The sequence below is a fragment of the Corynebacterium falsenii genome (assembly GCF_020099275.1).
Taxonomy (GTDB): Bacteria; Actinomycetota; Actinomycetes; order Mycobacteriales; family Mycobacteriaceae; genus Corynebacterium; species Corynebacterium falsenii.
Genome location: NZ_CP083646.1, coordinates 574,514 through 597,593 on the forward strand (window position 1 = coordinate 574,514; position 23,080 = coordinate 597,593).

Consider the following 23,080-nt stretch of genomic DNA (forward strand, 5'->3'; position numbering starts at 1 on the left):
TTAGTAGTTGCTGATGAACCGCCGCGGCTCGCCCGTCAACGGATCGGTGAACCGCAGTTCCTTGGCGATCAGTCCCATGGGGTGGGAGAAGTCTTCCTCGTCGGCGAAAGGCGGGTGCGGGGTGGGAGCGGAGGGATCGTGGAGGGCGGCGTCGCTGAGCTCTTCGTAGAGGGGATCGTTGATGATCGGCAGGCCGAGGCTGCGTAGCACCACTCTGAGCTGGTGCGTTTTGCCCGTGGCGGGTTTGAGGCGCCAGACGAGCACGTCGCGACCGTCGCGAACGTCCTCGCGCACGCCGAGCACGTGAGTCACCGCGTTGGCTTCCGGTGGCACCGCAGCGGCAGCTCCCGCGGGAGGCTCCACCACATATGTGCTCAAGTGCCCCCGGATTTTCACCATGTGGTGGGTCAGCGTCCACGGTTGGTCCTCGCTGGGGGCGGGCCACTGGTGCCAGTCGGCGAAGCGCTCGATCGGGGCGAACGGTGCGGCGCCTCGGCGCGGAGTGAGCGCCTCGTAGATCTTCGTGGCCTCGCGGCGCTCGAACATCGTCTGGTACGCCCCGCGCGCCTCGCGCCGGGCCGTGAACATGAGCACGCCGCGGGTGAGCCGGTCCAGGCGGTGGCTGGGGGAGAGCTCGGGGATGCCTAGCTGCACGCGCGCCTTCACCAGTGCGGTCTGGGAAATATGCTGGCCGCGGGGCATCGTGGAGAGGAAGGGCGGCTTGTCGATCACCACGAGGGTGTCATCTTGGTGCAGTACGTGAATGTCCCCCGGCACCTCGCGTTCCGGTGCCGGCGCCCGGTAGAAATTCACGAAAGAACCCGGATGGACGGCATCGAAAGGCCGGAGGCGCGTTCCGGCGTCGGAAAGAACTTCGCCGCGCGAAAAGCGCGACAGCACAGCAGAAAAGCTATCCGTTGGCGCCCGGTGGCGTTGGTTGTCGATGAGGAACCACACGAATTCGGCGGCGGCGACCGGGCCGGGCCACGACCGAGGGACTTGCGCGCGCGTGGGATTGAGCCCCTGTTTTATTGGCAAACGTTTCATCGAGTCGGTATTATCCTCCGCATGGATCTCAACTCACTCACCCAGATTTTCGATAACTTCATCCGGACCGATTTCGGCCGCGCAGTCTTCCAGGGAATCGTAGCAATCTTCAACAACCTGTTCCCCGCCAACGCCCCGGCTGCCAGCGACGTGCCGCTGCCGACCCCGAACAAGCCGACCAACTAAACCCCACCAGCACCACCCCGCCTGTTGTACCCCGTCTGCTGTGCCCCACCTGCTGTGCCTCACTCGTTGTAGCCAGCGCAGCGCCAGCGACGGGGTTTGTCCATGTGTAGCCGTGTGTAGCCGTGTGCCCCCGCAGGCAGTGCACGATTGGGGTTGAAAAACGTGGGGCTGCCCACAGGGGTAGGAAAATGCGGGATAATGGGGGTGTAAAAGGAAAGACCGAGCACTCAACTGGAAAGGCTTTCTAGCATGTCTGAACAAAGCACTAAAGAAATTGTTGTCGCCGTCGATGGCTCCGATGCCAGCAACCAGGCCGTGAAGTGGGCCGCCAACGCAGCGTTGAAGCGGAAGCAGCCGCTGAAGCTCGTCACCGCTTACACGATGCCACAGTTCATGTACGCCGACGGCATGGTGCCCCCGCAGGAGCTCTACAACGAGCTGGAGGGCGAGGCCAATGACAAGCTGGACAACGCCCAGAAGATCGTTACCGACTTCAGCTCTGAGGTGGAGGTCTCCCGCCTGCTGAAGGAATCCGCTCCGATTGATCTGCTGCTGGAGCTCGGCGATTCCGCAGAGATGATCGTCATGGGCTCCCGTGGTCTCGGCGGACTGTCCGGCCTGGTGATGGGCTCCGTCTCTAGCGCTGTGGTCTCTCACGCCAACTGCCCCGTTGTTGTGGTGCGCAAGGACAATGACGTAAACGAGGACACCAAGTACGGCCCCGTGGTGGTGGGTGTCGATGGTTCCGACGTGAGCCGCAAGGCCATGCGCGTGGCCTTCCGTGAGGCCGAGGCCCGCGGCGCCCTGCTGCGCGCCGTGCACGCTTACACCGACGCTCAGGTGCACACCACCTACGTGGGCCTGGTCGATGCGCAGAACCGCATGGACAAGGAAGTTTCCGAGCGCCAGGACATGCTCGATGACGAGCTGAAGCCCTTCCTCGAGGAGTTCCCCTCCGTGCAGGTCGAAGAGATCGTCGAGCGCGAGCGTGCCGTGCACTCTCTGGTTGAGTGCGCCAAGGGTGCGCAGCTGCTGGTGCTCGGCTCCCACGGCCGCGGTGGCTTCAAGGGCATGCTGCTGGGCTCCACCTCCCGCGCCCTGCTGCAGTACGCTCCGTGCCCGATGATGGTTGTGCGCCCGAGCGACAACATCTAAGAGCGCGCTTCAGCGCGCGAGTGCGCTTGAGTGCGCGCGAACAACTCTCCAATTGAACTGATCGCGCACCCAGTGCGATAAAGTTTGAGCTGAGAACGATTCCGGCCGTCGGCGGCCGGGGTGCACCACATGTGCCCCGGTACCCGGCGGCACCAGGCTAGGAGGGTGTTGGATGGCAAGTGCAGGAGACTCTTCGCGGGCATCGAAGCCGGCGAAGAAGGCGACGTCTTCTCGCCGCAACCGGCCAGGACCCCGCCAGCGCTTGCTCGCCAGCGCCACCAACCTGTTCACCACCCAGGGCATCCGCGTGATCGGCATTGACCGTATCCTCCGCGATGCCGACGTGGCCAAGGCCAGCCTCTATTCCCTGTTCGGCTCCAAGGACAATCTCGTGGTCGCCTACCTGCAGGAGCTCGATAAGAAGTGGCGTGCGGACTGGCACGCTCTCGCCGACGAGCGCGAGAAGCCCGAGGATCGCATCATCGCCTTCTTCGACCTGTGCATCCGCGACGAACCCGGCAACAACTTCCGCGGTTCCCACTTCCAAAACGCCGCCAGCGAATACCCACGGCCGGAGACTGACTCTGAGCAGCGTATTCGCGACGCCGCCATGGAGTATCGCCGTTGGTGCCGCGACACGATGGCCGAGTTGCTCACAGAAAAGTTCGGCTACGCGTCCAGCACCCTAGCGGATCAGCTCATGGTGTTCATGGATGGCGGTCTCGCGGGCGCGAAGATGTCCCGCACAACCGTGCCGCTGGAAACCGCGCGTGGCCTGGCGAAGCAGCTGCTGCTGACGGCGCCGATTACGTACAACATCTAGCCACCGAACCCCGCAGCGTGCCGAGGGGATGCCTAGGCGCGGTGGCGCCCTGAATTCTTCTTTCCGCCGGACGGCACGCGCTTGAAGTCTTCGAGACGCGCCTGCCTGCCGGGGAAGCGGCGCTTCTTTTCGGGCTGGGTTTCTTCCGGCCGGGTCTTTTCGGGTCGGGCCACCTGATTGTTAACCGTCTCGGCCTGCGGGGCGGGGGTGGCTGGTGGCGTCGACGATGCAGAAGCAGCCTTCTTATGCGCCCGGGCCGCGGCGATCTGGCGGCGCCGTTCGAGGCGGCGCTGCTTTTTCGCCAACTTCGGACCGTTGATGAGCCGGTCCAGCTCCGCGCGTTCCCGGGCGGACTCCTCCTTGATGGCCGCCACCGGGCCACCCTGCTGCAGCAGGCGGGCGCGGTTCATCTCGCGCTCGTTGAACACCCGCTTGGCCCGCTTGACCTCGCGGCGGCGATCCACCAGCTTCTGCTTTTCCGTGCGGGTGAACTCGTGGAACTCGTCGGTGTAGGGCATCGTGTGATCCAGATACTTCTGCACCGCCACCGCCTGAGTGGTGGTCCACAAGTTGTTGCACACCCAGTAGACGAGGATGGCCACCGGGCCGGGACCGCCGAAGCTCACGAGGAACGGCGAGAGCATAATCATCGGCCCGATGAGCCACATGAACTTCATCATGAATCGCGCCGCGCCGGAGCCGTAGTCGAGCGTGCGCAGGTTCCGGCGCATCGTATATGCCCAGTTGCTCGTGGTGAAGATTGAGGCGAAGATCGCCATCGGCAGCACAACGTGCAGCACGTCCGCGCGGGTCGTGCCGAGGAACTGCAGCTGGTCTACCGGCATCCGGAAATACGCGGGCAGCGGCACTCCGGCGAACTCGGCGCGGAGGAACGAGTCGATATCCGCGCTGCTCAGCGGGCCGAAGCCCTCGTGCGCTGCCTGTAGGCCCTCGGAGGGGCGGGCGATGCGGATGAGCAGCCGGTACAGGCCCATGATGACGGGCAGGAGCACGAAGATCGGCATGCACCCATCCGCCATGGAATAGTTGTTCTCCTTCTGCAGCTCCTTGCGTTTGGCCATGAGCTCTTTGCGCGAGGCAGGATCGTGGCGGTTCGCGTATGTGGCCTCCAGCGCGCGGATCTGCGGCCGGAGGTTGGCCAGGATGCGCCCGGAGCGGATCTGCCGGTAGTACAGCGGCAACAGCAACGCGCGGATGGTGATGACGAGCAACACCAGGGAGATCAGCCACGACTGATCCGGGCCGATGCCCAACGCGGTGAGGAGCAGATGCCAACCCTTCAGCACGAGTGCGACTGGGTACTCCACAACGATCATGTGTGTGAGCTTACATTGCCCCTGTAAGATGCGATCTATGAGTTCAGCCCGCCGCGCCCGCACACGCCGCCTCGATCCGGTGAGTGTACTTGGGGAGATTTTGGTGACCCTGGGTGTGCTGGCGCTGCTGTTCGCCTTCTGGGATGTGGTGTGGACGAACGTGCAATCCGCCCGCGAGCAGTCCCACGTGGCGCAGCGGCTGGACGATCAATGGGATAGCCGCAACCCGCGCCCGTTGACCGCGCCGTCCGAGGGCACGGCGTTTGCCCGCCTGTTCATCCCGAGCTTCGGCTCGGACTTCGACTTCGCCGTGGTCAAGGGAACCAGCGACGCCGACCTGCGCAAAGGCCCCGGACAGTACCTGGATTCGCAGGACCCTGACCAGCCGGGCAACTTCGCCCTCGCCGGGCACAGGGTGGGCCGCGGCTCGCCGTTCAACGACCTCGGTTTGCTGCATTCGTGCGACGCCATAGTGGTGGAAACCGCCGGGTCGTGGAACGTCTATCGCGTCTTGCCCATCGACGTGCCGCCACAGGATCGGGTGCGCGCCGCGGAGGCGTGCATGGATCCGGCGCTGGCGCAGAAGGTGACCTCCGGGCCGTACGAGGGCTTGCAGGGGCGCTACATCACCACCCCGGGCGATGTGGAAGTGATCAATCCCATTCCGAATCAGCCGAGTGCGGACGTGGCTCCCGATGATGCGTCCCTGCTGACGATGACGACGTGCCACCCGCAGTTCTCCAACCGGGAGCGCATGATTGTCCATGCGGTGATGGTGCGCTCTGACCCGAAGAAGCCGGGGTACTATCCGCCGGAAATGACGCAGGAGGTTTAGGATGTACGCCGCGTTCTGGAGAATGCTGCCCGGACCCTGGTGGGTGCGGCTGCTCATCGTGATCGCCCTGCTGGTGGGCGTGTTCTTCCTCCTCATGGAGGTTGTGTTCCCGTGGATCGGGCCGATGATGCCGTGGACTGAGGTGGACGTCCACTAGCGCGAGGCGCTTAGCTAGGGGGGAGCGGGCGTGCGAGGCGCCTAGAGATTGAGGTTGCGGATCGTTTCCTCTGCGATCTGCTGTGCCTTCACCGACTGATCCTGTGCGGTGTGCACGACCACCGCGGTGGGGCCCTTCCACACGGCGTAGATAGCGCCGGAGGCCCCCGGCGTGCCGTCATCGGTGTTGCCGCCGCGGCGCCCGCCGCTCCACCCCTCGGGCTGGAGGGCCTTGAGCGTGGAGTCGATGGGCGCGTGGAAGTCCACCACGGCCACGGCATCCTTGTTCGTGGTCATGTGGCGCACCAGCACGGTGGCCTGGGGGAAGTCCTCGTAGGACCAGAACACGCACGCGGGCGGATCGAAGCGCTCGTCCAGGCCGACTCCCGTGAAGCGCTGGCCGGTGGTGTTCCCCAGCCACGTGCTGTCGATGTAGGGGCAGCTCGTGGTGCCCGCTGGCTGGCCGGCGGGCACGGGATCCGCGGTGGCGTCAATGGGAAGCTCCGTGCCGCGCACCGGCGGGAAGGTCTGCTCGGTTGCCGGGTCTGCTGGCTGCTGGGCTTGCGTGTCGGCTCCGGGGTCAGATCCGGAATCCGAACCGAAGCTGTTGCACCCCGTGAGCATGACAACACCGCAACACGCGGTGAGAGCCGTGGCGACCACGTGGGTTACGTGGCGGCGTCGAAAATCGGAAAACACCATGAAAGCGTGCTGCGGTGACGTTGTGCGGATAATCGCGAGGCCGGGTTAGCCCTGAGCCTTCTCGAACTGGTCGATGACGGACTGCGCGATGCGGCCGCGCTCGGAGACCTCTACGCCGTTGGCCTGAGCCCACTCGCGGATCATCTTGTTGCGCTGCGGGTTAGCGCTGCGGGTAGCGGTACGGCGACCAGCGGCGCCACCACGCACCTTGCGGCGAGCAACCTGAATGTAGGGAGCCAAGGCCTCTTCGAACTTGGCCTTGTTATCCTCGGACAAATCCAGGGTGTAATCCACACCATTAACGGAGAAGTCGACGACACGAACTTCTTCCTCGTTAAGGGTGGTGTTATCTAGATCATCAAAGTACTGGGTCACTTCTCGGCGTGCCATAACTTCATGCCCTCCATGTGTTCTTTAAAAGATGGCTTTGTCTGTTTCCAAACCCATCATACGTTTGATGCGTTAAAAAACAAATCATATTCGACAAGTCACACAGTAGCTGAGGGATAAACCATATTTTATTAGCTTATTGCTCTGATTATTAAACGGAGTTTTAGGCGAGACTGGCAAGAGGCTGGCAAGAAGGTTGCAAGGCAGTGTGAGCTGCGGGCATAACCGGACATAACTGGGCATAACTGGGCATAACAATGGGGCCAGGGAAAAGATCTTCCCTGGCCCCATTGCGCGGATCTGTGCCTAGGCGTGCAGAACTGTGCAGAACTGTGCCGTTTAGCGTGCAGAGTGCACAGCGGGGTTAATCGCGCCCATGGTGGGGCGGATGCCCTGGCCGTGCGCGGCACGCGCGGACTGTGCGTAGTGCAGTGGCGCTCCGGCGATGAGCTTGCCGTCCGGCGCCTGGAACAGCCAGTCTGCCTGCACGAAGTCCGGAGTGATCTGCACAACCGTGTAACCGTGGGAATCCATATCCAGGTACTGAATGTGCTTATTCAGATTCGTGAATGCCAATTCAGCGCCCTGGCTCAGCGGATTATCCTCCGGGAGTTTCAAAATATCGTCAATATTAGAAGACGTTAAGGAGGGGCATACAATTTCCACAGCAGCCGTGCCGGAAGCGGGGTAGGTCGCGGGCTCCACGGGAACATCCACGGCCCACGAGGTGTGAATATCGCCCGTCAACCACACGGTGTTGTTGATGTTCTTGTCTTGGAGGAATCGGATCAGCTTGCGCCTTTCAGCCGCATATCCGTCCCATTGGTCGAAATTGTAAGGCATGCCTTGTTCGGGAAGGCCAAGGAGCTGAGTAACAGCGGCAGTGGTTTGCGGATCCAGCGGCGGAATAAGGACCGGGCTAATCATCACCGAATTGCCGATCACGTTCCAGCGAGCGGTGGATGAAGCCAACTTCTTAGTGAGCCAACCGAATTGCTCGGAACCCATCATGGTGCGGCTATCGTCGTCCACCACCTTGGAATTCTTAAAGCTTGCCTGCTCATTGCGGTAGGTGCGCAGATCCAGCATGTTGAGCTCCAGCAGGTTGCCGAAGCCCAAATTGCGGTAAATGTGCCCGCCCTGGGATACCGGGGTGGCACGGATTGGCAGCCATTCCGTGTAGGCCTGCATGGCGGCATTGCGGCGCGCGGTGAAATCGCCCTCCTCGGGCGAGTGGTTCTCCGCACCGCCGGACCAGGCATCGTTGGCGACCTCGTGGTCATCCCAGGTGACGATCCACGGGCAGGCGGCGTGGCCGGCCTGTACGTCCGGATCGGTGTGGTGCAGGGCGTAGCGCTGGCGGTAGTCCGCCAGGGACACGATCTCGTTGGCGGGCTCGTGGTCGCGCACGGCGCCGGTCTTGCCGGTGTATTCACCGCGCTTGTACTCGTAGATGTAATCGCCCACGTGCAGTGCGTAGTCGATGTCGCCGCGCTGGGACATGTCTCGGTACGCGTTGAAGTAGCCGGCCTCCCAGTTGGAGCAGCTAAACAGGGCGAAGCGCAGCTCGGACATGTCCTGGCCGGAGGCCGGTGCGGTGCGGGTGCGGCCTACCGGAGAGACCTGGCCCTTCTTCTCCCCATCGGCCACGGTAAAGCGGTAGAAGTACGGGGTATAAGGCTGCAGGTTGGCGGCCTCCACCTTCACTGTCATGTCAGTATCCGGAGTGGCGGTGGCGGATCCGCTGCTCACGATCGTCCCGAAGCCCTCATCCGGGGCAACTTCCCACGTCACGGCCGTGGGCGTGCCTTTGCCGAGGCCGGGGTAGTCGGCGTCGTTACTGGTGATGCGCGTCCAGAGGATCACGCTGGTGGGGTAGGGGTCGCCGGAGGCAACGCCGTGCTGGAAGGCTGAGCCGGCGGACCCGGGAGCAGGGGCCCCGGCGACGGGTGCGGCAGGGGCGTTGGCTGAGGCGGACGGGGGGAGGGCGGCGCTGAGGCCCAGCGCGGCGGCGCCCACGGCGCCGGTTTGGAGCACGCGGCGGCGGGGAACCGCAGAACGCGCGGAAGGAGAGGTGTCAGACATGCCTAGAATCACACCACATGCGCCGAGCTTTTGCAGGTTAAGGGGCGCTAAGTCTGAAGCTCTAGTTCAGGCTTAGGAATCGCCTCGGCGCGGCGGTAGCGCTAGGACTTCTTCGTGGACACCTGGGCTTCGATGAGGTCCAGCTCGCGATCCACGGACTTCAGTACGTGGCGGGCCTGGTTTTCGGTCATGGAACCGGAGTTCTTCACCGCATCGTCCAGATCGTCGAGGCGCTCGTCAATGTCCTTGGCGAAGCCGCTGGGCACGCCCTTATCCAGGCTGTCGCGCACCTGGTCGATGCGAGCACGGTATGCCGCTGCAGCCTCGTCCTGGCCGGAGTACTTCGCCAGCGCGTCGCGGTTCACACCGGCACGCGAGGCGGCGGTGGCCTCGGTGGCGCCACGCAGCTGGGTCAGCAGGCGGTACACCAGCGGCACGGCGATGGGGGCTGCCACGCGGGACGCGGTGGCGTAGCGGCTAATGGTCTGCGCGTTAAAGCGCCCGGCCTTGAGCTGCTCCACAGCGGACTTCGCCATCTTCTGCTCGTGCTTGCGGCGCGCCTTCATCTCCTTGGCGTCGATCTTGCGCACCTGCTTGGCGGTCTTGCGCAGGTAGGCTTCCTTCCGCTTCTCCAGTTCAGCATCGGCCTTGACCTGTGCCTTTGCCTTGTAGCGAGCGGCCTTTTCTGCCGCCTTGCGCTCCATGCGGCGCTTGCGCATCGTGCCGAGCAGTCCCATAGTCCCTGAGCCTCTTCCGTCTAATTTCCGATTGAGTCCGTCTAATTTCGGTATTTTTCCCCACCCACCTTACTGCAGGGGGTTTGATCTGGGCACCTTTAACTGCCTGCTAGTCGCCCGTGGCCAACAACCCTCGCATAAACTACAAGGCATTGTGACTAGTGACCATCGTGATGCGCCCACCGCCCCGGCAGCCCTGCCCGCGCCGGTCACTCCCGCAGATATCGTGGGTTGTCGTCACCGTGCGGTGTTGCGCCGCGCCTCGTGGCCGTCGCCGCGCATGTGGGTGCGCCAGGATATCGAGTCCGAGGTCGAGCGCCTCTCGCATCGCATCACCACCGCCGCCCGCCGCCAGGTGGTCTTCGATTGCCTCCCGGATCGCCCGCGCATCGGCGACAAGCTCTTCCCCTCCCGCGTGGACATCACTCCGGGGCCCAACGCCGTGGAGGACACGCTCGAGGCTATGGCCTCCGGCGCGCGCCTGATCACCCGCCCGGCGCTGGAGTACGGTCCGCTGCATGTGGAGGCGGACCTGCTGGTTCGCCACGATCGCGGTCACGGCGTGGACGAGTTCATGACCTACACGCCGGCGGTCGTCTCCGGTCACTCGGTGGCGCGCAAGGCCCGGTCGGCCGCACACGCCGATTGCCGCGTCACGGACGTCAACGCCCTGGGCCTGGCCGTGCCCGCTCCGGCGCCGTGGCGCCACCGCGCCTCGGCAGGGGAGTCGCAGAAAGTGGCGATGGCGCATGTGGTGCTGGAGCAGCTCGGTTTCGCCTCCGGCCAGGTGGCGCTCATCGGCCGTGCCGGCACCACGCGCGTTCGCTGTTTTTATTTCGACGCCACCACGGTCCTCCCCGGCCTGTCCGCCGCGTTGGCTGAGCCGGTTCCCTCTGTCCCGAGCCGGGTCAAGGAATGCAAGGTCTGCGAGTTCCATAACCATTGTCGCGCGCAGTTGCTGAGCTCGCTGGATATCTCGCTGATGCTGCCCGGGGATAAGAACCGCCTGCTGCGCGAGGACGGCATCTCCACGCTGCCGCAGCTGGCAGAGGCCGACCGCGGCGAGGCATCCGCACTGGCCGCGGCCTGGATGCGTGGGGAGTCGGCGCTGCGGCGGCCGCTGCGCCGGTGGATCACGGATCCGATGCTGTGGGGCGGCCACGAGTTCGTCATGCCCGCGGTGGGTACCCGCCCGATGGAGCAGCAGCTGGCAGACGTGGTGGATGTGGACGTGGACATGGAGGCGCACCCGCACCGCGGCACGTTCCTGTGGGGCACCTTCGACGGCTCCCGCTACATTGGCTTCGGCGATTTCAGCGCTGCGGGCGATGACGGGCGGCACGTCGCGGAGTTCTGGGCGTGGCTGGGCCAGCAGCGCACCCGCGCCGAGGGCGCGGGTAAGCGCCTGCGCGTGTGGGTCTACTCGGAGCAGGGCGAGAACTACTGGCTGCGCTTCTACGCCGAGCGCCACGGCGGGCAGATCTACACGCTGGCTGATGGTCGCACCATCACCATGCCCACGCTGGACCAGGTCAACGAGTTCATTGCCTCGGAGGTCTGGTGCGATTGCTTCCAGTTGGTGAGAAAGGCCTTGGCGCCCACGGACTCCCTGGGTTTGAAGACGGTTGCGCCCCTGGCCGGGTTCTCCTTCAGCCAGGAGGGCGTGGACGGCAAAGCCGCCGTGCACCTGTTTGAGCAGGCCATTTCCGGTTCCAAGACCACAGCGCAGGCGGCGCGGCGTACGCTGGAGCGCTACAACGCGGATGACTGCGTGGCAACGTCTGCCGTGCGCGCCTGGCTGCGGCGGGGCGCGCCGGGAATAAAAGAGGTATGAGGGGAGCTGAACAGACCATGAGCAGCTTGTTTGAACGAATGATGGCCCTTAACACGCGCGGTCCTTTCCGCGCTGAGCGGGTGGACGCCAACTCCGCACTCAAGGGCGGCAAGCACCCCGTGCTGCCCAACCCCCAACCGAACGCGGTGCTCGGCACGCCGCTGGTGGGCGCGAATGATCCCGCGTGGGATGGCCGCGCTCTCGATGAGATCGTGCTGGGTATGGGCTGTTTCTGGGGTGCCGAGCGGATGTTCTGGGATGTCGACGGCGTGGTGGGGACCTCCGTGGGATACGCCGGTGGGTGGACTCAGAACCCCACCTACCGCGAGGTCTGCACCGGTCGCACTGGCCATGCGGAAGTCGTCCGCGTGGTCTTCGACCCGGAGGTGGTGAGCGTGGAGGAGATTTTGAAGATCGACTTCGAGAACCATAATCCCACCCAGGGTGATCGCCAGGGCAACGATGTGGGCTCGCAGTACCGTTCTGCCGTGTACACCTCGAGCCCCGAGCAGCAGAAGCGCGCCGAGGCCGCCGTTGCGGCGTGGAAGCAGCGCTTCGTTGATGCCGGCCTGGGCGAGGTCACCACGGAGGTCAGCGAGCTGGTCACCACCGGCAATGGCCACTACTACCTCGCCGAGGATGAGCACCAGCAGTACCTGCACAAGAATCCCGGCGGTTATTGCAACCACGGGCCGAATGGCGTGAGCTGCCCGGTCGGTGTGATCTAACCCTCCGCGACCTCACCAGAACAGCATAAAAAGGGGCCGCATCCTCACTCCACAATGGAGAGGATGCGGCCCCTTTTTTCAGGTCGTGGCCGAGCCGAGCAGCGGTGCTGCCCAGTGCTAGCGCAATGGTGGCGCAGTCGCCACCACTTACTGACTACTTAGCAGCAGCCTCGTAGCGCTTGGCGACCTCGTCCCAGTTGAAGACGTTCCAGATGGCCTTCACGTAGTCAGCCTTCACGTTCTTGTACTGCAGGTAGAAGGCGTGCTCCCACATGTCCAGCATGAGCAGCGGGGTCAGGTCGACAGACAGGTTGCCCTGCTGGTCGGTCATCTGCTGGATAACCAGGTTGCCAGCGATGTGGTCGTAACCCAGCACAGCCCAGCCGGAGCCCTGCAGGCCCAGTGCGGCTGCGGAGAAGTGCTCCTTGAAAGCCTCGAAGGAGCCGAAGTCGCGGTTGATGGCCTCTGCCAGCTCACCGGTCGGCTCGCCGCCACCGTTGGGGGAGAGGTTCTTCCAGAAGAGGGAGTGGTTGGTGTGGCCACCCAGGTTGAACGCCAGGTCCTTGGACAGGCCGGTAACAACGGGGCCCAGCTCGCCGTTCTTGCGAGCCTCAGCCAGCTTCTCCAGAGCGGTGTTAGCACCGTTAACGTAGTTCTGGTGGTGCTTGGTGTGGTGGATCTCCATGATCTCAGCGGAGATGTGGGGCTCTAGAGCGTCGTACGGGTAAGGCAGATCGGGCAGTTCGTACTTCTGCATGAAAAATTTCCTTTCGGCGTTTGCTGTGATTCCTACAACAACAAGTGTTACGCGCTTTAGGTGAGCCTGCAAGCTCCAATTCTGAAGTAGCAGGTCGTTGGCCATTTCTTCATATTCGACGCCACCATGCACCCCCTTTCCCCATGTCGCCTATCGGTGCACCAGGGCTGGGTTGTCTCTAGGGTGGAGTCGCACAGAAGTTGCACAGAAGTTGCACAGTACCGGTGACCAGTGGAGGGCACATGACAACGTACGCACACGCACACGGCCAGTCCGCGGAAGCGGATGCACAGGGCTCAGGTGTGGCGTCGAATAAAGAAAACACCAATACAGGCGGGGCAACGCTGGGCAGCAAGATCGTGCTCATCGGGGCGGGGGACGTGGGCGTGGCGTACGCGTACACGGTCGTGAACCAGGGGTTGACCGACCACCTCGCGATTATTGACCTCGACGAGCGGAAGACGTGGGGGCACGTTCAGGACCTCAACCACGCCGTGCCGTGGTCGCACCACAACACCCGCGTGACCGTCGGCAGCTACGAGGACTGCCGGGACGCCGCGCTGGTCGTGGTGTGCGCGGGTGCGGCGCAGAAGCCGGGTGAGACGCGTCTGGACCTGGTGGCGAAGAACACGAAGATCTTCGAAAAGATCATCGGTGACGTGATGGACAATGGGTTCGATGGGGTGTTCCTGGTGGCGTCGAACCCAGTGGATATCCTCACGTACGCCACGTGGAAGATCAGCGGGCTGGATTCCAGCCGGGTCATCGGTTCCGGAACCATCTTGGATACTGCGCGCTTCCGCTACGGGCTGGGGCAGTACTTCGACGTGGCGCCGACCTCCGTGCATGCTTACGTGATCGGTGAGCATGGGGACACGGAGCTACCGGTGCTGTCGGCCGGATCGGTGGCGGGCACGTCCATCACCCGGCGGCTGCAGACGATGGGGGAGCGGTCGAAGATGGACATGGATGACATTTTCACTCGCACGCGCGACGCTGCCTACGAGATCATCCAGGCGAAGGGCTCCACGAGCTTCGGCATCGGCATGGGGCTGGCGCGGATTACCCAGGCGGTGTTCGGCAACCAGGACGTGGTGCTGCCCGTCTCCGCGCTGCTCGAGGGGCAGTACGGGTTCAGTGACCTTTATATTGGTACGCCTGCGGTGATCAACCGGCAGGGCATCCGGCACGTTGTGGAGCTGGACCTCGATGAGACCGAGCGGGAGCAGTTCGCGCACTCGGCGGAGGTGCTGGCCGGGGTGATGAAGGGTACCGGGCTGAACTAACGGGCGTTGGTTTCGGTGCTGCCGGTTTCGCCGGCGCGGGCGTTGGTTTCGCCGGCGCGGAGGAAGTCCACGATGGCGGGCATCTCGCGCCGGGCCTGCTCGAGACCGCGGGAGTACGCCTCCTCGAGGCGCTTGCGGTTCCTGTTGCCGTTGCCGATGGTGATGGATTCCGGGGTGAAGATGTAGGCGCGGCCCTCGCGCTCCATCTCGAGGAGGTGATCCTTGGTCTGGTTGTAGCGCTCGTGCCGGGTGATGATGGACTCCGCGAGGTGCGGGTAGGCCGCGAAACGCTTGCGCACGAGGTAGTCGATGTGGCCAGGGGCTTTGCGGTAATCGCGGGTGCGGGTGGTGGCCACGAAGACGCGATCGAAACCATCCACGGCCGGGGAATCGAGCGGCAGTCCGCCGGTGGGGCCGAAGGCACCGTCATACCACGGGGCACCGTCGATCCAGACGGGTGGCATGAAGAACGGCAGGGAAGACGACGCACGGGCGCGCAGGTAGAAATCCTTGGGGGAATGGATGTCCTCGCGCCCCCAGTGCTCGGTGTGGCCGGTGAGGGCGTTGAACCCCGTGATGCGGTAATTCACCGGGGAATTGTTGAAGGCATCCCAGTCCATGTTGAGGGGATGGTCGGGCTCGGTGGCGCGGCCGAAGACGAACTCCGCGTTAAAGAACCCGCGGCCGCGCGCCCACGCCCTGAGTCCTCCGAACTCGGGGTGCGATGGGAACGTGGTGAACGTCTGCCGCATCCGGTCAACATCCTTGGTGATGTAAAACGCGACGTGGGACGTGGAGGCCGAGTTGCCGTAGACCCAGCGAAAATCCACGTCTGCCTCGATGAGCGCTTCCACGAGTGCGGCTGAATACACCGCCCGCATGGCGCCGCCTTCGAAGACGAGCGCGGTGTTGTTGACCGTAAGCACGTGGAACAGGGTACCGCGTGGTTAGCTGAGACGCAGCTGAGACCCGCGTGCGGGGGTTGGGGTGTGGACTGGCAACTGCAGCGGTGCGTGAACTGACACTCAAGTGAACTGAAAGTGAAGTCTTGTTGGCGGAGGGCTTCTCGACCTGTCATTTTCTCCTGAATGGGGCCAGAATGGAGGTCATGAAGATTATTGCCCACCGTGGGGCCTCCGGGGAACGCCCCGAGCACACCATGGCCGCCTACGAGCTCGCATTGGAACGCGACGCCGACGGGTTCGAGTGCGACATTCGCCTCACCCGCGACGGCGAACTGGTGTGCATCCACGACCGGACAGTGGAACGAGTCTCCGACGGCACGGGCGCCGTGAGCGAAATGACGCTCGCGCAACTGCGCGAGCTCAACTTCGGCACGCCCGAGGAGCCCGCCGAGGTGCTGACGCTGCGGCAACTCCTCGAATTCTTCCGAGACAGTCGGGAACGTGGGGGCGCTGACGATAGGGAAATCTTCATCGAAACCAAGCACCCCAACAGGTACGGGCCCCGTGTGGAATCAGCGCTCAACCAGGAACTTCGTTACCAGGGGCTCGACGCCGACTCGGGCGTGCACCTCATTAGCTTCAGCCCGCAATCGCTGGTGCGATTCAAGCTGATTAACCCGAAGATCCACCGGATTCTGCTGCGCCGCGAGTACCAGCGGATGCTCAACCCCGGGCTGCAGGCGCTGCACGTTGTCGATGCGCACGGGCTGTCTGTGGCGCGTGGCAAGGTGCGCCCGGACATTATTGGTCGTTACGGCGACGGCACCTACGTGTGGACCGCCGACAAGGAAGAAGACGTGCGCTGGGCCGCGCGCCGGGACGTGACCTGGTTGGCGACGAATTATCCGGGTCGCGCGAAGATGTGGAGCGATGACGAAGCGCAGGTGCAATACGCGCGGTAGCGGCGCCGGGGGAGCGCCCAGGTAGGATTGGCCGCGTGGCTAAGAAGAAAAAGAACCAAGAAAACCTGCCCGAGGGCATGAGCCGGCGCCAAGCGAAGCTGGCTGCCCGCGCCGCTGAGCGCGCGAAGCTGCAGAAGGACCCCCGCCCGTACGACGGGTTCGCGATGGAAGCCGACCTCATCGCGCTGCAGGAGTTCGTGCCGTCCGCACACTTCACCGCTGATGTGAAGGGTGCCGACCGCACGGTGCGCATCGTCACCGTGCTGCCCGGTGCTGTGGCTGCGCTGGTGCGTTCCGAGGAAGACTCGAACGGCTCCAACGGTGCCGTGGAGGCGCTCGTGGCGCTGCAAACCCAGCGCCGCGGCGACAACCCGAACCGCGACCTCGCCTACAAGCTGAACTGGGCGATCAACGCCAAGCCGGGCGAGTCCCTGGACACCGGCATCGCCGACGGCAGCGAGCCCGCCCTCACTGATCTGCTGGATAAGGACATGGACGAGCCCATTACCGTGGCTCAGGACTTCAACTGGTGGCTCACCGAGGACCAGCGCGACAACCCGCAGGTCGTGGCCACCTTGCAGCAGGCCAACGATTCCGTGCTGCCTTCCGAGAAGGTCGCCGCGGAGATCAATGGCGTGGCGTGGTGGATCAACCCCTCTGAGAAGGCTCACATCCGCTGGGTGCGCCAAGAGAAGGAAGCTGATCTGCTGAACGTGCTCGCTCGCCTGCACGCTGCTGGTGAGTTGAACCTCGGTGAGGGCTCCAAGTTCGCTGGCGTGTTCCGCACCCACGGCGTGCTCGTGCCGGTGTGGGACTTGGACAACACCAAGGATGCCGACGATTGGGCCGCAGGCCTCGAGGCTCTGGACAAGAAGTTCGCCGAGAAGCTGGCCGCTGAGGCCGATGGCTCCGCCCCCGAGCTCACCGGTGATGAGCACAAGGCGAAGCAGACGATCGTCTCCCGCCAGGTGACGATCCGCTAGCCCGCTAGCGCAGGCTCTGGAACAGCTGCTCTGCGGCGCCGTCGTCCCAGAGCAGCACGTTGCCCGCGTCGGTGTCCTCGGTGCCGGACGTGGGCACTGTCTCCTGCTTCGCGCCGCGGATGCCCCATGCCAGCCGGGCCAGGTTCAGCACGTTGTCTGAGTTATCGACGGTCAGGCTGGCCGTCACCGTGTCGATAACCTTCACGGCACGGAACGGGTTGAGCAGTGTGCCCGGCGAGGCGATCTTGTCGCTCAGCGCGGTGAGGAACTGCCGCTGCCGCTGCACACGATCCAGGTCACCATTGGCCGAGGCGTAGCGCGAGCGCACGTATCCCAGTGCCGTGGGTCCATTCATTTTCTGGCACCCGGGCTGCAGGTTGATGCCCGCCATGGGGTCGTCGAGCGGGTCCTTCACACAGATCTCGATGCCGCCCACGGCGTCCACGACGTTGGCGAATCCGCCGAAGCCGATCTCCGCGTAGTGGTCGATGTGGATGCCCGTGGCCTGCTCGACCGTGCGCTGCAGCAGCGCCGGCCCGCCGAGGCTGAAGGACTCGTTGATCTTGCTCTGGCCGTAGCCGGGGATGTCCACGTAGCTATCGCGGGGGATGGACAGCATCGTGGCTTGGCCACCGAAGGTGGGCAGGTGCACGAGCATGATGGTGTCGGTGCGGCCCACGGTGTCGTCTAGCTCGCCGGCCATGAGTCGGTCCGCGTCCGCCTCCGTGAGACCCGCGCGCGAGTCGGAGCCCACGAGCAGCCAGTTCGTGCCGGATGTGTTGCCGAGGCGGCCGTCGTAGTTCTGGATCGCGTCCGTGCGCTGCAGCTTGGAGTTGATCCACACGCCGGTGCCCACGGTCAGCGCCACGATGACCACGAGGACCGCGGCCAAGATCCGGCCGATTTTTATCCGACGCCGCTTCGGGCGGCCTTCCCCGCGTGCCACTCGAGCGGACCGGCGGGAGGAGCGACCCGGGCGCTGCTCGGGCGCCTGCCATCCTTCCATGCGCTCCGGAGCGTTGGGGCGCGGCGGCGGGTATGCGCCGGCGGACGCGGCGGCGCCTGCGCCAGCAACTCCGGCTGCTCCTGCGGCTGCCGCTGCCCGGCGGCGATAGTCACCGCGGTTCGGAGCGTAGGGCTGCTCGCGATTCCGCAGCTCGCGGTCGTGCTGCTCGCGGCGCGAGTACCGGGGAGGCTCGGGGACTACGCCCTCGCGGCGGCGGGGGGAATCGGCGTTGCGGTCGTTGCGTTCGTAGCCGCCGTAGCGGGGGTTGCGCGCCGCGCGATCTGATCGATCTCCCCGGTCAGCCCGGTCAGCCCGGTCAGCACTGTGGCGCGCGTGAGCGCCACCCGCGCTGTGAGCTCCGCGCTCACCGGAGTTCTCCCAGGCCCGCGGTTGGTCGCGCAGGCGGCGTTCCAACCACTCGGGGCGTTCGCCGTCCGGGGCGGCGTGGCGGCCGCGCGGGCGCTCCTCGGAGCCCGCGGCGCCAGTTCCTGTACCCACTCCAGCGCCCGTCCCCTTCGACGATGGCGGCAGCGGACGACGCCGAACCGGCCGCCCGAAGCGGTCCAGGATCGGTTTGCCATTGCGGTCCCGTGCCACATCGTCGCGTGAATCCATGAAGGACATTCTAGCGGTTCAGTGAGACAACAACTATTGGAGAACTAACGGATAGCCCACAAAAGCGACCGTGTCGATCAGCGCATGACCGATTACGAGGGGCCACACGCGCCCCGTTTTCTTGAAGTACCAGAGGTAAACAACCCCCATGATGATGTTGCCGACACCGGCGGAATAGCCCTGGTAGAGGTGATAACTGCCCCGCAACACAGCGGACGCCACAAACACCCACACCCAGTTCACACGCAACTGCCGCAACCGCGTGGCCAGCCAGGCCACCACGATCCACTCCTCGGCGAAGCCATTGGCCCAGGCATTGACCACGAGCAGGGGAATCTCCCACGGCGAATCACCCAACCCGGTGGGTACAACCTGCTTGCTCAAACCCAGGGCAACAGCCCCGAAGTAGAACACCAACCCCGGCAGGCCGATCACCGCCGCCAGTCCGGCGCCGTGGAGCCAGTCCGCGCCGCGCATCCGCCACGCAATGTTTGGCGCCCCTGACGACAGTGCCCCTGCATCGCCCACGCGCACCGGGACGTGCCGCAGCAGCAGGAAAATCGCCAACCCGCCCCACGCGATCAGCACGCCACTGCTGATGAGCTGGAACAGTGGATCCAGCCACGGTAGTACCGACTGGCGTTGGTTGAGCGTGGCCTCCTGGTCATTGAGATTCTCCGGGCGGGCGGCGGCCTCGATGAGGCGCAGCACGGCCCGCACTCCACTGGTGCCGAACGTGATGGTTAGGACGATCAGCAGCTCCCAGCGCAGCGCCCGCCGGTCAGCCGTGGCCATGCGCACCCTCACCGTGGCCATGCTCGTCACCGTGCTCGTGCCCGTCACCGTGCTCGTGCCCGTACTGATGCGAGTTATCCGGCTTCCGCAGGTAATCCAGCGCCTCCACATCCCCCGGCAACTCCAACGAGAGGCCTTCGGCGGGGAGGGAGCTGGTGGCGTCGGAAATAAAAGAAGCCAACGAGAGCAATTCGCCAGCCGACACCCGCGAACCAACCGCCCCGATCATCAGCGAGATCGGCCAGCGGCCCGGGACGCGCGCCGGGTCGACGAGCGGTACGGATACCGCGGCCCAGCCGGTGATGTTCCACAGGGTGCCCCAGGGCGTCCACGCTGTTTGCGCCTGGAAATTGCGCGCGGGCGGTAGCGCCGAGAACGTGCCCGGCGGCGGGGGAGCGCAGGCGAGGGTGGGGGTGAGGATGACGTCCAACTCCGACCACGCCTCCATCGGGTTAAGGCCCAGCAGCTGGTCCTCCACGCGCATGCGGCGCCAGGAGGGGACTTGCTGGCCGCGGCGTCGGAGCCAATCGGTGAGCGGTGTGAGCTCGCCGGGGAGGTACGCGCAGCGGGCGGCGAGCATCTCGGAGAACAGGTCGAACATCGCCGGGGGATACGGCGGCGGCGCTTGTGAGACCGACTCCACGCCTGGGTGCGTGGCCGCCAGCGCCGATGCTGCGGCGGTTGCTGCCGCGATGGCGGGGTCCACGCGGCTGATGGAGTGGAAAGGTTGGTTGGTGTAGCCGATGCGCAGGCGGTGGGTGGGGCGGGCTGGGTTGTTGCTGGCCGCCCCGGCAGGGCCTGCCCCGAAGTCCTCCGACAGCTCCACGCCATACGCCCGCGCCGTGGTGGCAATGTCCTTGGCGATGAAGCCCTGCGCCGCCGGAGTGAAGTGCCCAACCGTCCGATCGTGCGCCGGCTTGAGCCCCGGAAGGCCCACGCACGCTGCGGGAATGCGGATCGACCCGCCGCCGTCCGTGGCATGCGCGACGTCCACGAGCCCCCGCGCCACCGCCACCGCCGCGCCACCGGACGACCCGCCGGTCATCATCAGCGGACTAATCGGATTGACGGGGTGGTCCATCCCCACCGGCTCGGTGTAGGCGGTGGTGCCGAACTCCGCGCTCGTGGACATTCCGACCAACCGCGCGCCGGCTTCGAGCAGCGCGTAGGCGGCGGAGTCGTAGTGCGGCGCGGTGAATTGTTGGTGCACGGAGCCCATGGTGGTCACTTCGCCTTCGACCTGGTGCAGGTCTTTGACCAGCACGTCCATGCCCTGCAGCGGCCCGGTGGCGTGCGGGTTGTGGTGCGGCGTGTCGAAGACGCGCGCGATCCCAAGCTGGCCGGGGGTCAGGCCCGTGCGGTCGCTGAGGCGCTGCACGGATCGGGCGAAGGTGTTCATCGTTGGTAGTCTAACGCGTGTCTCGGGGTTCAGTATGGTGGGTTTTATGAACAGCGCCGCCTCTTCTTCTTCGTCTTCGTCCGACGCCGCCACGCCCGCACCTTCTTCCGATACCGCTGCTGCGGCTGGGCCAGTGCGCGTGGCTTACCTGGGGCCGGAGGGGACGTTTACCGAACAGGCCCTGCGCGACATGCAAGAAGAGGGGTTCGTGCCCGCGGATGCGGAGGCCGTGCCGGTGACGTCGCCGCGCGCTGCGCTGGACATGGTGCGTGCCGGGGATGCGGACTACGCCTGCGTGGCGTTGGAGAGTTCCGTGGACGGGCCGGTGTCGCAGACCGAGGACGCGCTGGCGTACGGCGAGCCGTTGCAGATTTTCCACGAGGTGCTGGTGCCGGTGGTGTTCTCGATCCTCGTGCGGCCTGGGGAGGGCGATGCCGCCGCCGACCTGTCCAGCATCTCCACGTTCACCACCCACCCGGTCGCCGAGGCCCAGGTGCGTAACTGGATCGCGAAGAACATCCCGAACGCGCGCTTCATCCCAGCCTCCTCGAACGGCGCGGCCGCCCAGGCCGTGGCCGAGGGGAAGGCAGACGCCGCCGCAGCCCCCGCACGCGCCGGCGACATCCACCACCTCCGCGCCGTGGCCGAGGGCGTGGCCGACATCCAGGGCGCGTACACCCGCTTCGTCCTCATTGGGCGCCCCTCGAAACCCACGGGGCGCACGGGCCACGATCGCACCGGCGTGATCCTCACGTTGCAGAACCGCCCGGCGTCCCTGTTGGATGCGTTGGCGGAGTTGAGTACTCGTGGCGTCGATATGTCGAGGATTAGTTCGCGCCCGCTACGGCGAGAGGACGGCACCCGCATGGGCATGTACATGTTCCACGTGGCGATTGTGGGGCACATTGACGATGCCGCCGTTGCCGAAGCCCTCGCCGGCCTGTACCGGAGCACGGAGTCCGTGCGCTACCTGGGCAGCTGGCCGGCCGCCGATGAGGTCATGCGGCCAGGCGCCCACGACGGCTCCCGCGACCGCGTGAACCGCCATGCCGGTAGCGCGCCGCCCAGTTACACTGCTTCTCATCAGTGGATTGCGAATTTGCAAGAAGGCCGTCAGTAATGTCAGAAAGCTCCGTCCGTTCTCCCCGTCTGTTCCTGGTGCGCCACGGGCAGACCACGTCGAATACGATCCACGCGCTGGACACCGCGCTGCCCGGCGCTGACCTCACGCCGCTGGGCCGGGAGCAGGCCACGGAGGCGGGCGGTCGCCTCGCGGGGGTGAGTGACCGGGTGATGGTGTTGTCGTCGTTGGCCGCGCGGGCGCAGCAGACTGCGGTGAATGTGGCGGCGGCGCTGGAACGCGGTGGCGCGGACCTGGTGCCGGCTGATGTGCCTTCGGCTTTTCCTTTATCCGACGCCACTGCGCAGCAACTCGCCGATATCGCTTTCGTGGGTGCCGGGTCCGCTGGCTCCGCAACCTCGGATTCTGCTTCGGATTCTGCGGCACCAGTTCCGGCAGCGCAGCGGTCGCGGGAGTTGCAGGCGAAGCTGGCGATTGTGCCGGGTGTCGCGGAGATTGCCGCGGGCGATATGGAAATGCGCAACGACGAAGACGCTCACGAGATGTACCACTCCATCCTCGGTGGATGGCTGCACGGCAATATCGACGAGCGCGTCCCCGGCGGAAAGACCGGCACGGAAATCCTGCAGGGCTACCTGCCGCGCGTGCTGGAGCTGTTGGATGCTGGGCGGCGCAATAACTGCGATGTGGCCCTTGTTAGTCACGGCGCCGTCATCCGCTTGGTTGCGGCGTTCCTCGGCGGCGTGGATCCGGACTGGGCGTACGGCGCCTACCTGCGCAATGCCCAGGTCATCACGGTGGAACCCGGCGCTTCCTCTTCTGCTTCGCTAACCGGTTCCTCGTCCTCCGATGCCGATGCCCCCGCCGCGTCTGGCTCTGCGGCATCTAATTCTGCGGCGTCTGATTCTGCCCAACAGGCCGACGACCTGCTCACCAAACTCCGCAACACCATGAGCATCACTTCCTGGGGTGATCACCCGCTGCCCTGATCGGCACTCCGTTTCCCTGGTGCCAGGGCTGCCCGTATTCCGCACCCCGCACCCCGTATTCCGCACTCTGCACTCCGCAGCCCTGCTGTGCCCATCTGCCCGCCGGGTTTCCTGTGTGCCGGTGTACGAATGGCGCGTTTTGTGAGGTAGCAGATTTGACCACCTGGTTTTTTGCAATCGTGAATTCGTTAACACACGGCATTCGCACACGATCCCCCTTCAATACCTTCGCCTGGCGCAGCAATACCACCGTCCGCAGGCCTCAAACCCGTGCGTGCAGGGCTTCA

23 protein-coding genes are annotated in these 23,080 nt (G+C 65.0%); 12 read left to right on the forward strand and 11 right to left on the reverse strand.

The genetic code is table 11. The features are described 5' to 3' along the window. Window positions 1-1,047 carry a pseudouridine synthase gene (locus LA343_RS02650; RefSeq protein WP_025401814.1) on the reverse strand — a complete coding sequence of 349 codons (1,047 nt, stop codon included), beginning with the start codon at window positions 1,045-1,047 and terminating at the stop codon, window positions 1-3. Between the two features lie 21 nt (window positions 1,048-1,068). Here LA343_RS02650 and LA343_RS02655 point away from each other — a divergent pair, with 21 nt between their 5' ends. The 3 genes from LA343_RS02655 (at window position 1,069) to LA343_RS02665 (ending at window position 3,211) form a co-directional block, all read left to right on the forward strand. Continuing rightward, window positions 1,069-1,233: a hypothetical protein gene (locus tag LA343_RS02655; RefSeq protein ID WP_224208089.1), complete on the forward strand. Its 165-nt coding sequence runs from the start codon at window positions 1,069-1,071 to the stop codon at window positions 1,231-1,233. 249 nt (window positions 1,234-1,482) lie between these two features. After that, window positions 1,483-2,388, forward strand: coding sequence for a universal stress protein (locus tag LA343_RS02660; protein ID WP_025401815.1), 906 nt, complete (start codon window positions 1,483-1,485; stop codon window positions 2,386-2,388). A gap of 172 nt (window positions 2,389-2,560) precedes the next feature. After that, on the forward strand, window positions 2,561-3,211 hold the full coding sequence (locus LA343_RS02665; RefSeq protein WP_025401816.1) for a TetR/AcrR family transcriptional regulator: 651 nt from the start codon (window positions 2,561-2,563) through the stop codon (window positions 3,209-3,211). 32 nt (window positions 3,212-3,243) lie between these two features. Here the strand turns inward: LA343_RS02665 and yidC are convergent, their stop codons facing one another. Further along, the gene (yidC, locus tag LA343_RS02670; protein WP_025401817.1) at window positions 3,244-4,548 is read right to left on the reverse strand and encodes a membrane protein insertase YidC; all 1,305 of its coding nucleotides are present in this window, start codon (window positions 4,546-4,548) and stop codon (window positions 3,244-3,246) included. Window positions 4,549-4,585: 37 nt separating this feature from the next. Between yidC and LA343_RS02675 the strand changes: the two genes are divergently transcribed. Together LA343_RS02675 and LA343_RS11700 are read left to right on the forward strand one after the other, a co-directional pair. After that, on the forward strand, window positions 4,586-5,383 hold the full coding sequence (locus LA343_RS02675) for a class E sortase (RefSeq protein ID WP_025401818.1): 798 nt from the start codon (window positions 4,586-4,588) through the stop codon (window positions 5,381-5,383). Between the two features lie 22 nt (window positions 5,384-5,405). After that, on the forward strand, window positions 5,406-5,540 hold the full coding sequence (locus tag LA343_RS11700; RefSeq protein WP_263437102.1) for a hypothetical protein: 135 nt from the start codon (window positions 5,406-5,408) through the stop codon (window positions 5,538-5,540). 41 nt (window positions 5,541-5,581) lie between these two features. On the opposite strand, the gene LA343_RS02680 is transcribed toward LA343_RS11700, so the two are convergent. From LA343_RS02680 to LA343_RS02695, 4 genes are all read right to left on the reverse strand, one after another. Next, window positions 5,582-6,241, reverse strand: coding sequence for a DUF2020 domain-containing protein (locus LA343_RS02680; protein WP_039910832.1), 660 nt, complete (start codon window positions 6,239-6,241; stop codon window positions 5,582-5,584). A gap of 45 nt (window positions 6,242-6,286) precedes the next feature. Then, window positions 6,287-6,631 (reverse strand): histone-like nucleoid-structuring protein Lsr2, encoded by a 345-nt coding sequence (locus LA343_RS02685; RefSeq protein WP_025401821.1) that lies wholly within the window; start codon window positions 6,629-6,631, stop codon window positions 6,287-6,289. A gap of 339 nt (window positions 6,632-6,970) precedes the next feature. Continuing rightward, window positions 6,971-8,716, reverse strand: a complete 1,746-nt coding sequence (locus LA343_RS02690; protein WP_025401822.1) for an alkaline phosphatase D family protein — start codon at window positions 8,714-8,716, stop codon at window positions 6,971-6,973. Between the two features lie 101 nt (window positions 8,717-8,817). Continuing rightward, window positions 8,818-9,453, reverse strand: a complete 636-nt coding sequence (locus tag LA343_RS02695) for a DUF6474 family protein (protein WP_025401823.1) — start codon at window positions 9,451-9,453, stop codon at window positions 8,818-8,820. A gap of 154 nt (window positions 9,454-9,607) precedes the next feature. Here LA343_RS02695 and LA343_RS02700 point away from each other — a divergent pair, with 154 nt between their 5' ends. Next, entirely contained in the window at window positions 9,608-11,287 is a 1,680-nt protein-coding gene (locus LA343_RS02700; protein WP_224209208.1) for a TM0106 family RecB-like putative nuclease, read from the forward strand. A 17-nt stretch (window positions 11,288-11,304) separates the two neighbouring features. Then, a complete protein-coding gene (gene msrA, locus LA343_RS02705) occupies window positions 11,305-12,015 on the forward strand; it encodes a peptide-methionine (S)-S-oxide reductase MsrA (RefSeq protein WP_025401825.1) in 711 nt (236 codons plus the stop codon). A 154-nt stretch (window positions 12,016-12,169) separates the two neighbouring features. Here the strand turns inward: msrA and LA343_RS02710 are convergent, their stop codons facing one another. After that, a complete protein-coding gene (locus LA343_RS02710) occupies window positions 12,170-12,772 on the reverse strand; it encodes a superoxide dismutase (RefSeq protein WP_025401826.1) in 603 nt (200 codons plus the stop codon). Between the two features lie 242 nt (window positions 12,773-13,014). Here LA343_RS02710 and LA343_RS02715 point away from each other — a divergent pair, with 242 nt between their 5' ends. Beyond that, the gene (locus LA343_RS02715; protein ID WP_081737247.1) at window positions 13,015-14,058 is read left to right on the forward strand and encodes an L-lactate dehydrogenase; all 1,044 of its coding nucleotides are present in this window, start codon (window positions 13,015-13,017) and stop codon (window positions 14,056-14,058) included. On the opposite strand, the gene LA343_RS02720 is transcribed toward LA343_RS02715, so the two are convergent. After that, window positions 14,055-14,984, reverse strand: coding sequence for a patatin-like phospholipase family protein (locus LA343_RS02720; protein ID WP_025401828.1), 930 nt, complete (start codon window positions 14,982-14,984; stop codon window positions 14,055-14,057). The genes LA343_RS02715 and LA343_RS02720 overlap by 4 nt on opposite strands. A 182-nt stretch (window positions 14,985-15,166) precedes the next feature. Here LA343_RS02720 and LA343_RS02725 point away from each other — a divergent pair, with 182 nt between their 5' ends. Both LA343_RS02725 and LA343_RS02730 read left to right on the forward strand, forming a co-directional pair. Next, window positions 15,167-15,925 (forward strand): glycerophosphodiester phosphodiesterase family protein, encoded by a 759-nt coding sequence (locus tag LA343_RS02725; RefSeq protein ID WP_025401829.1) that lies wholly within the window; start codon window positions 15,167-15,169, stop codon window positions 15,923-15,925. A gap of 35 nt (window positions 15,926-15,960) precedes the next feature. Next, on the forward strand, window positions 15,961-16,908 hold the full coding sequence (locus tag LA343_RS02730) for a DUF5926 family protein (RefSeq protein WP_025401830.1): 948 nt from the start codon (window positions 15,961-15,963) through the stop codon (window positions 16,906-16,908). Window positions 16,909-16,912: 4 nt separating this feature from the next. Here LA343_RS02730 and LA343_RS02735 read toward each other — a convergent pair whose 3' ends face one another. Genes LA343_RS02735 through LA343_RS02745 form a run of 3 tightly spaced genes read right to left on the reverse strand, consistent with a single transcriptional unit; the run spans window position 16,913 to window position 20,723 of the window. Continuing rightward, window positions 16,913-18,529, reverse strand: coding sequence for an LCP family protein (locus LA343_RS02735; RefSeq protein ID WP_081737390.1), 1,617 nt, complete (start codon window positions 18,527-18,529; stop codon window positions 16,913-16,915). Window positions 18,530-18,562: 33 nt separating this feature from the next. Beyond that, window positions 18,563-19,345, reverse strand: a complete 783-nt coding sequence (locus LA343_RS02740) for a CPBP family intramembrane glutamic endopeptidase (RefSeq protein ID WP_224209209.1) — start codon at window positions 19,343-19,345, stop codon at window positions 18,563-18,565. Then, window positions 19,311-20,723 carry an amidase family protein gene (locus tag LA343_RS02745; protein WP_025401833.1) on the reverse strand — a complete coding sequence of 471 codons (1,413 nt, stop codon included), beginning with the start codon at window positions 20,721-20,723 and terminating at the stop codon, window positions 19,311-19,313. The genes LA343_RS02740 and LA343_RS02745 overlap by 35 nt, the downstream gene beginning before the upstream one ends. A gap of 133 nt (window positions 20,724-20,856) precedes the next feature. On the opposite strand from LA343_RS02745, the gene pheA reads away from it, so the two are divergent. After that, window positions 20,857-21,843, forward strand: coding sequence for a prephenate dehydratase (pheA, locus tag LA343_RS02750; RefSeq protein WP_025401834.1), 987 nt, complete (start codon window positions 20,857-20,859; stop codon window positions 21,841-21,843). After that, window positions 21,843-22,793 carry a histidine phosphatase family protein gene (locus tag LA343_RS02755; protein ID WP_025401835.1) on the forward strand — a complete coding sequence of 317 codons (951 nt, stop codon included), beginning with the start codon at window positions 21,843-21,845 and terminating at the stop codon, window positions 22,791-22,793. The genes pheA and LA343_RS02755 overlap by 1 nt, the downstream gene beginning before the upstream one ends. The last annotated feature ends 287 nt before the right edge of the window (window positions 22,794-23,080 follow it).

Excerpts from the sequence above, each read along its gene's own strand:
- LA343_RS02725 (WP_025401829.1), top strand. The coding sequence starts at position 15,167 with ATGAAGATTATTGCCCACCGTGGGGCCTCCGGGGAACGCCCCGAGCAC.
- LA343_RS11700 (WP_263437102.1), top strand. The coding sequence starts at position 5,406 with ATGCTGCCCGGACCCTGGTGGGTGCGGCTGCTCATCGTGATCGCCCTG.
- LA343_RS02685 (WP_025401821.1), bottom strand. The coding sequence starts at position 6,631 with ATGGCACGCCGAGAAGTGACCCAGTACTTTGATGATCTAGATAACACC.
- yidC (WP_025401817.1), bottom strand. The coding sequence starts at position 4,548 with ATGATCGTTGTGGAGTACCCAGTCGCACTCGTGCTGAAGGGTTGGCAT.
- LA343_RS02680 (WP_039910832.1), bottom strand. The coding sequence starts at position 6,241 with ATGGTGTTTTCCGATTTTCGACGCCGCCACGTAACCCACGTGGTCGCC.
- LA343_RS02740 (WP_224209209.1), bottom strand. The coding sequence starts at position 19,345 with ATGGCCACGGTGAGGGTGCGCATGGCCACGGCTGACCGGCGGGCGCTG.
- LA343_RS02675 (WP_025401818.1), top strand. The coding sequence starts at position 4,586 with ATGAGTTCAGCCCGCCGCGCCCGCACACGCCGCCTCGATCCGGTGAGT.
- LA343_RS02715 (WP_081737247.1), top strand. The coding sequence starts at position 13,015 with ATGACAACGTACGCACACGCACACGGCCAGTCCGCGGAAGCGGATGCA.
- LA343_RS02710 (WP_025401826.1), bottom strand. The coding sequence starts at position 12,772 with ATGCAGAAGTACGAACTGCCCGATCTGCCTTACCCGTACGACGCTCTA.
- LA343_RS02735 (WP_081737390.1), bottom strand. The coding sequence starts at position 18,529 with ATGGATTCACGCGACGATGTGGCACGGGACCGCAATGGCAAACCGATC.
- LA343_RS02690 (WP_025401822.1), bottom strand. The coding sequence starts at position 8,716 with ATGTCTGACACCTCTCCTTCCGCGCGTTCTGCGGTTCCCCGCCGCCGC.
- LA343_RS02755 (WP_025401835.1), top strand. The coding sequence starts at position 21,843 with ATGTCAGAAAGCTCCGTCCGTTCTCCCCGTCTGTTCCTGGTGCGCCAC.
- LA343_RS02695 (WP_025401823.1), bottom strand. The coding sequence starts at position 9,453 with ATGGGACTGCTCGGCACGATGCGCAAGCGCCGCATGGAGCGCAAGGCG.
- LA343_RS02660 (WP_025401815.1), top strand. The coding sequence starts at position 1,483 with ATGTCTGAACAAAGCACTAAAGAAATTGTTGTCGCCGTCGATGGCTCC.
- LA343_RS02745 (WP_025401833.1), bottom strand. The coding sequence starts at position 20,723 with ATGAACACCTTCGCCCGATCCGTGCAGCGCCTCAGCGACCGCACGGGC.
- msrA (WP_025401825.1), top strand. The coding sequence starts at position 11,305 with ATGAGCAGCTTGTTTGAACGAATGATGGCCCTTAACACGCGCGGTCCT.
- LA343_RS02665 (WP_025401816.1), top strand. The coding sequence starts at position 2,561 with ATGGCAAGTGCAGGAGACTCTTCGCGGGCATCGAAGCCGGCGAAGAAG.
- LA343_RS02650 (WP_025401814.1), bottom strand. The coding sequence starts at position 1,047 with ATGAAACGTTTGCCAATAAAACAGGGGCTCAATCCCACGCGCGCGCAA.
- LA343_RS02655 (WP_224208089.1), top strand. The coding sequence starts at position 1,069 with ATGGATCTCAACTCACTCACCCAGATTTTCGATAACTTCATCCGGACC.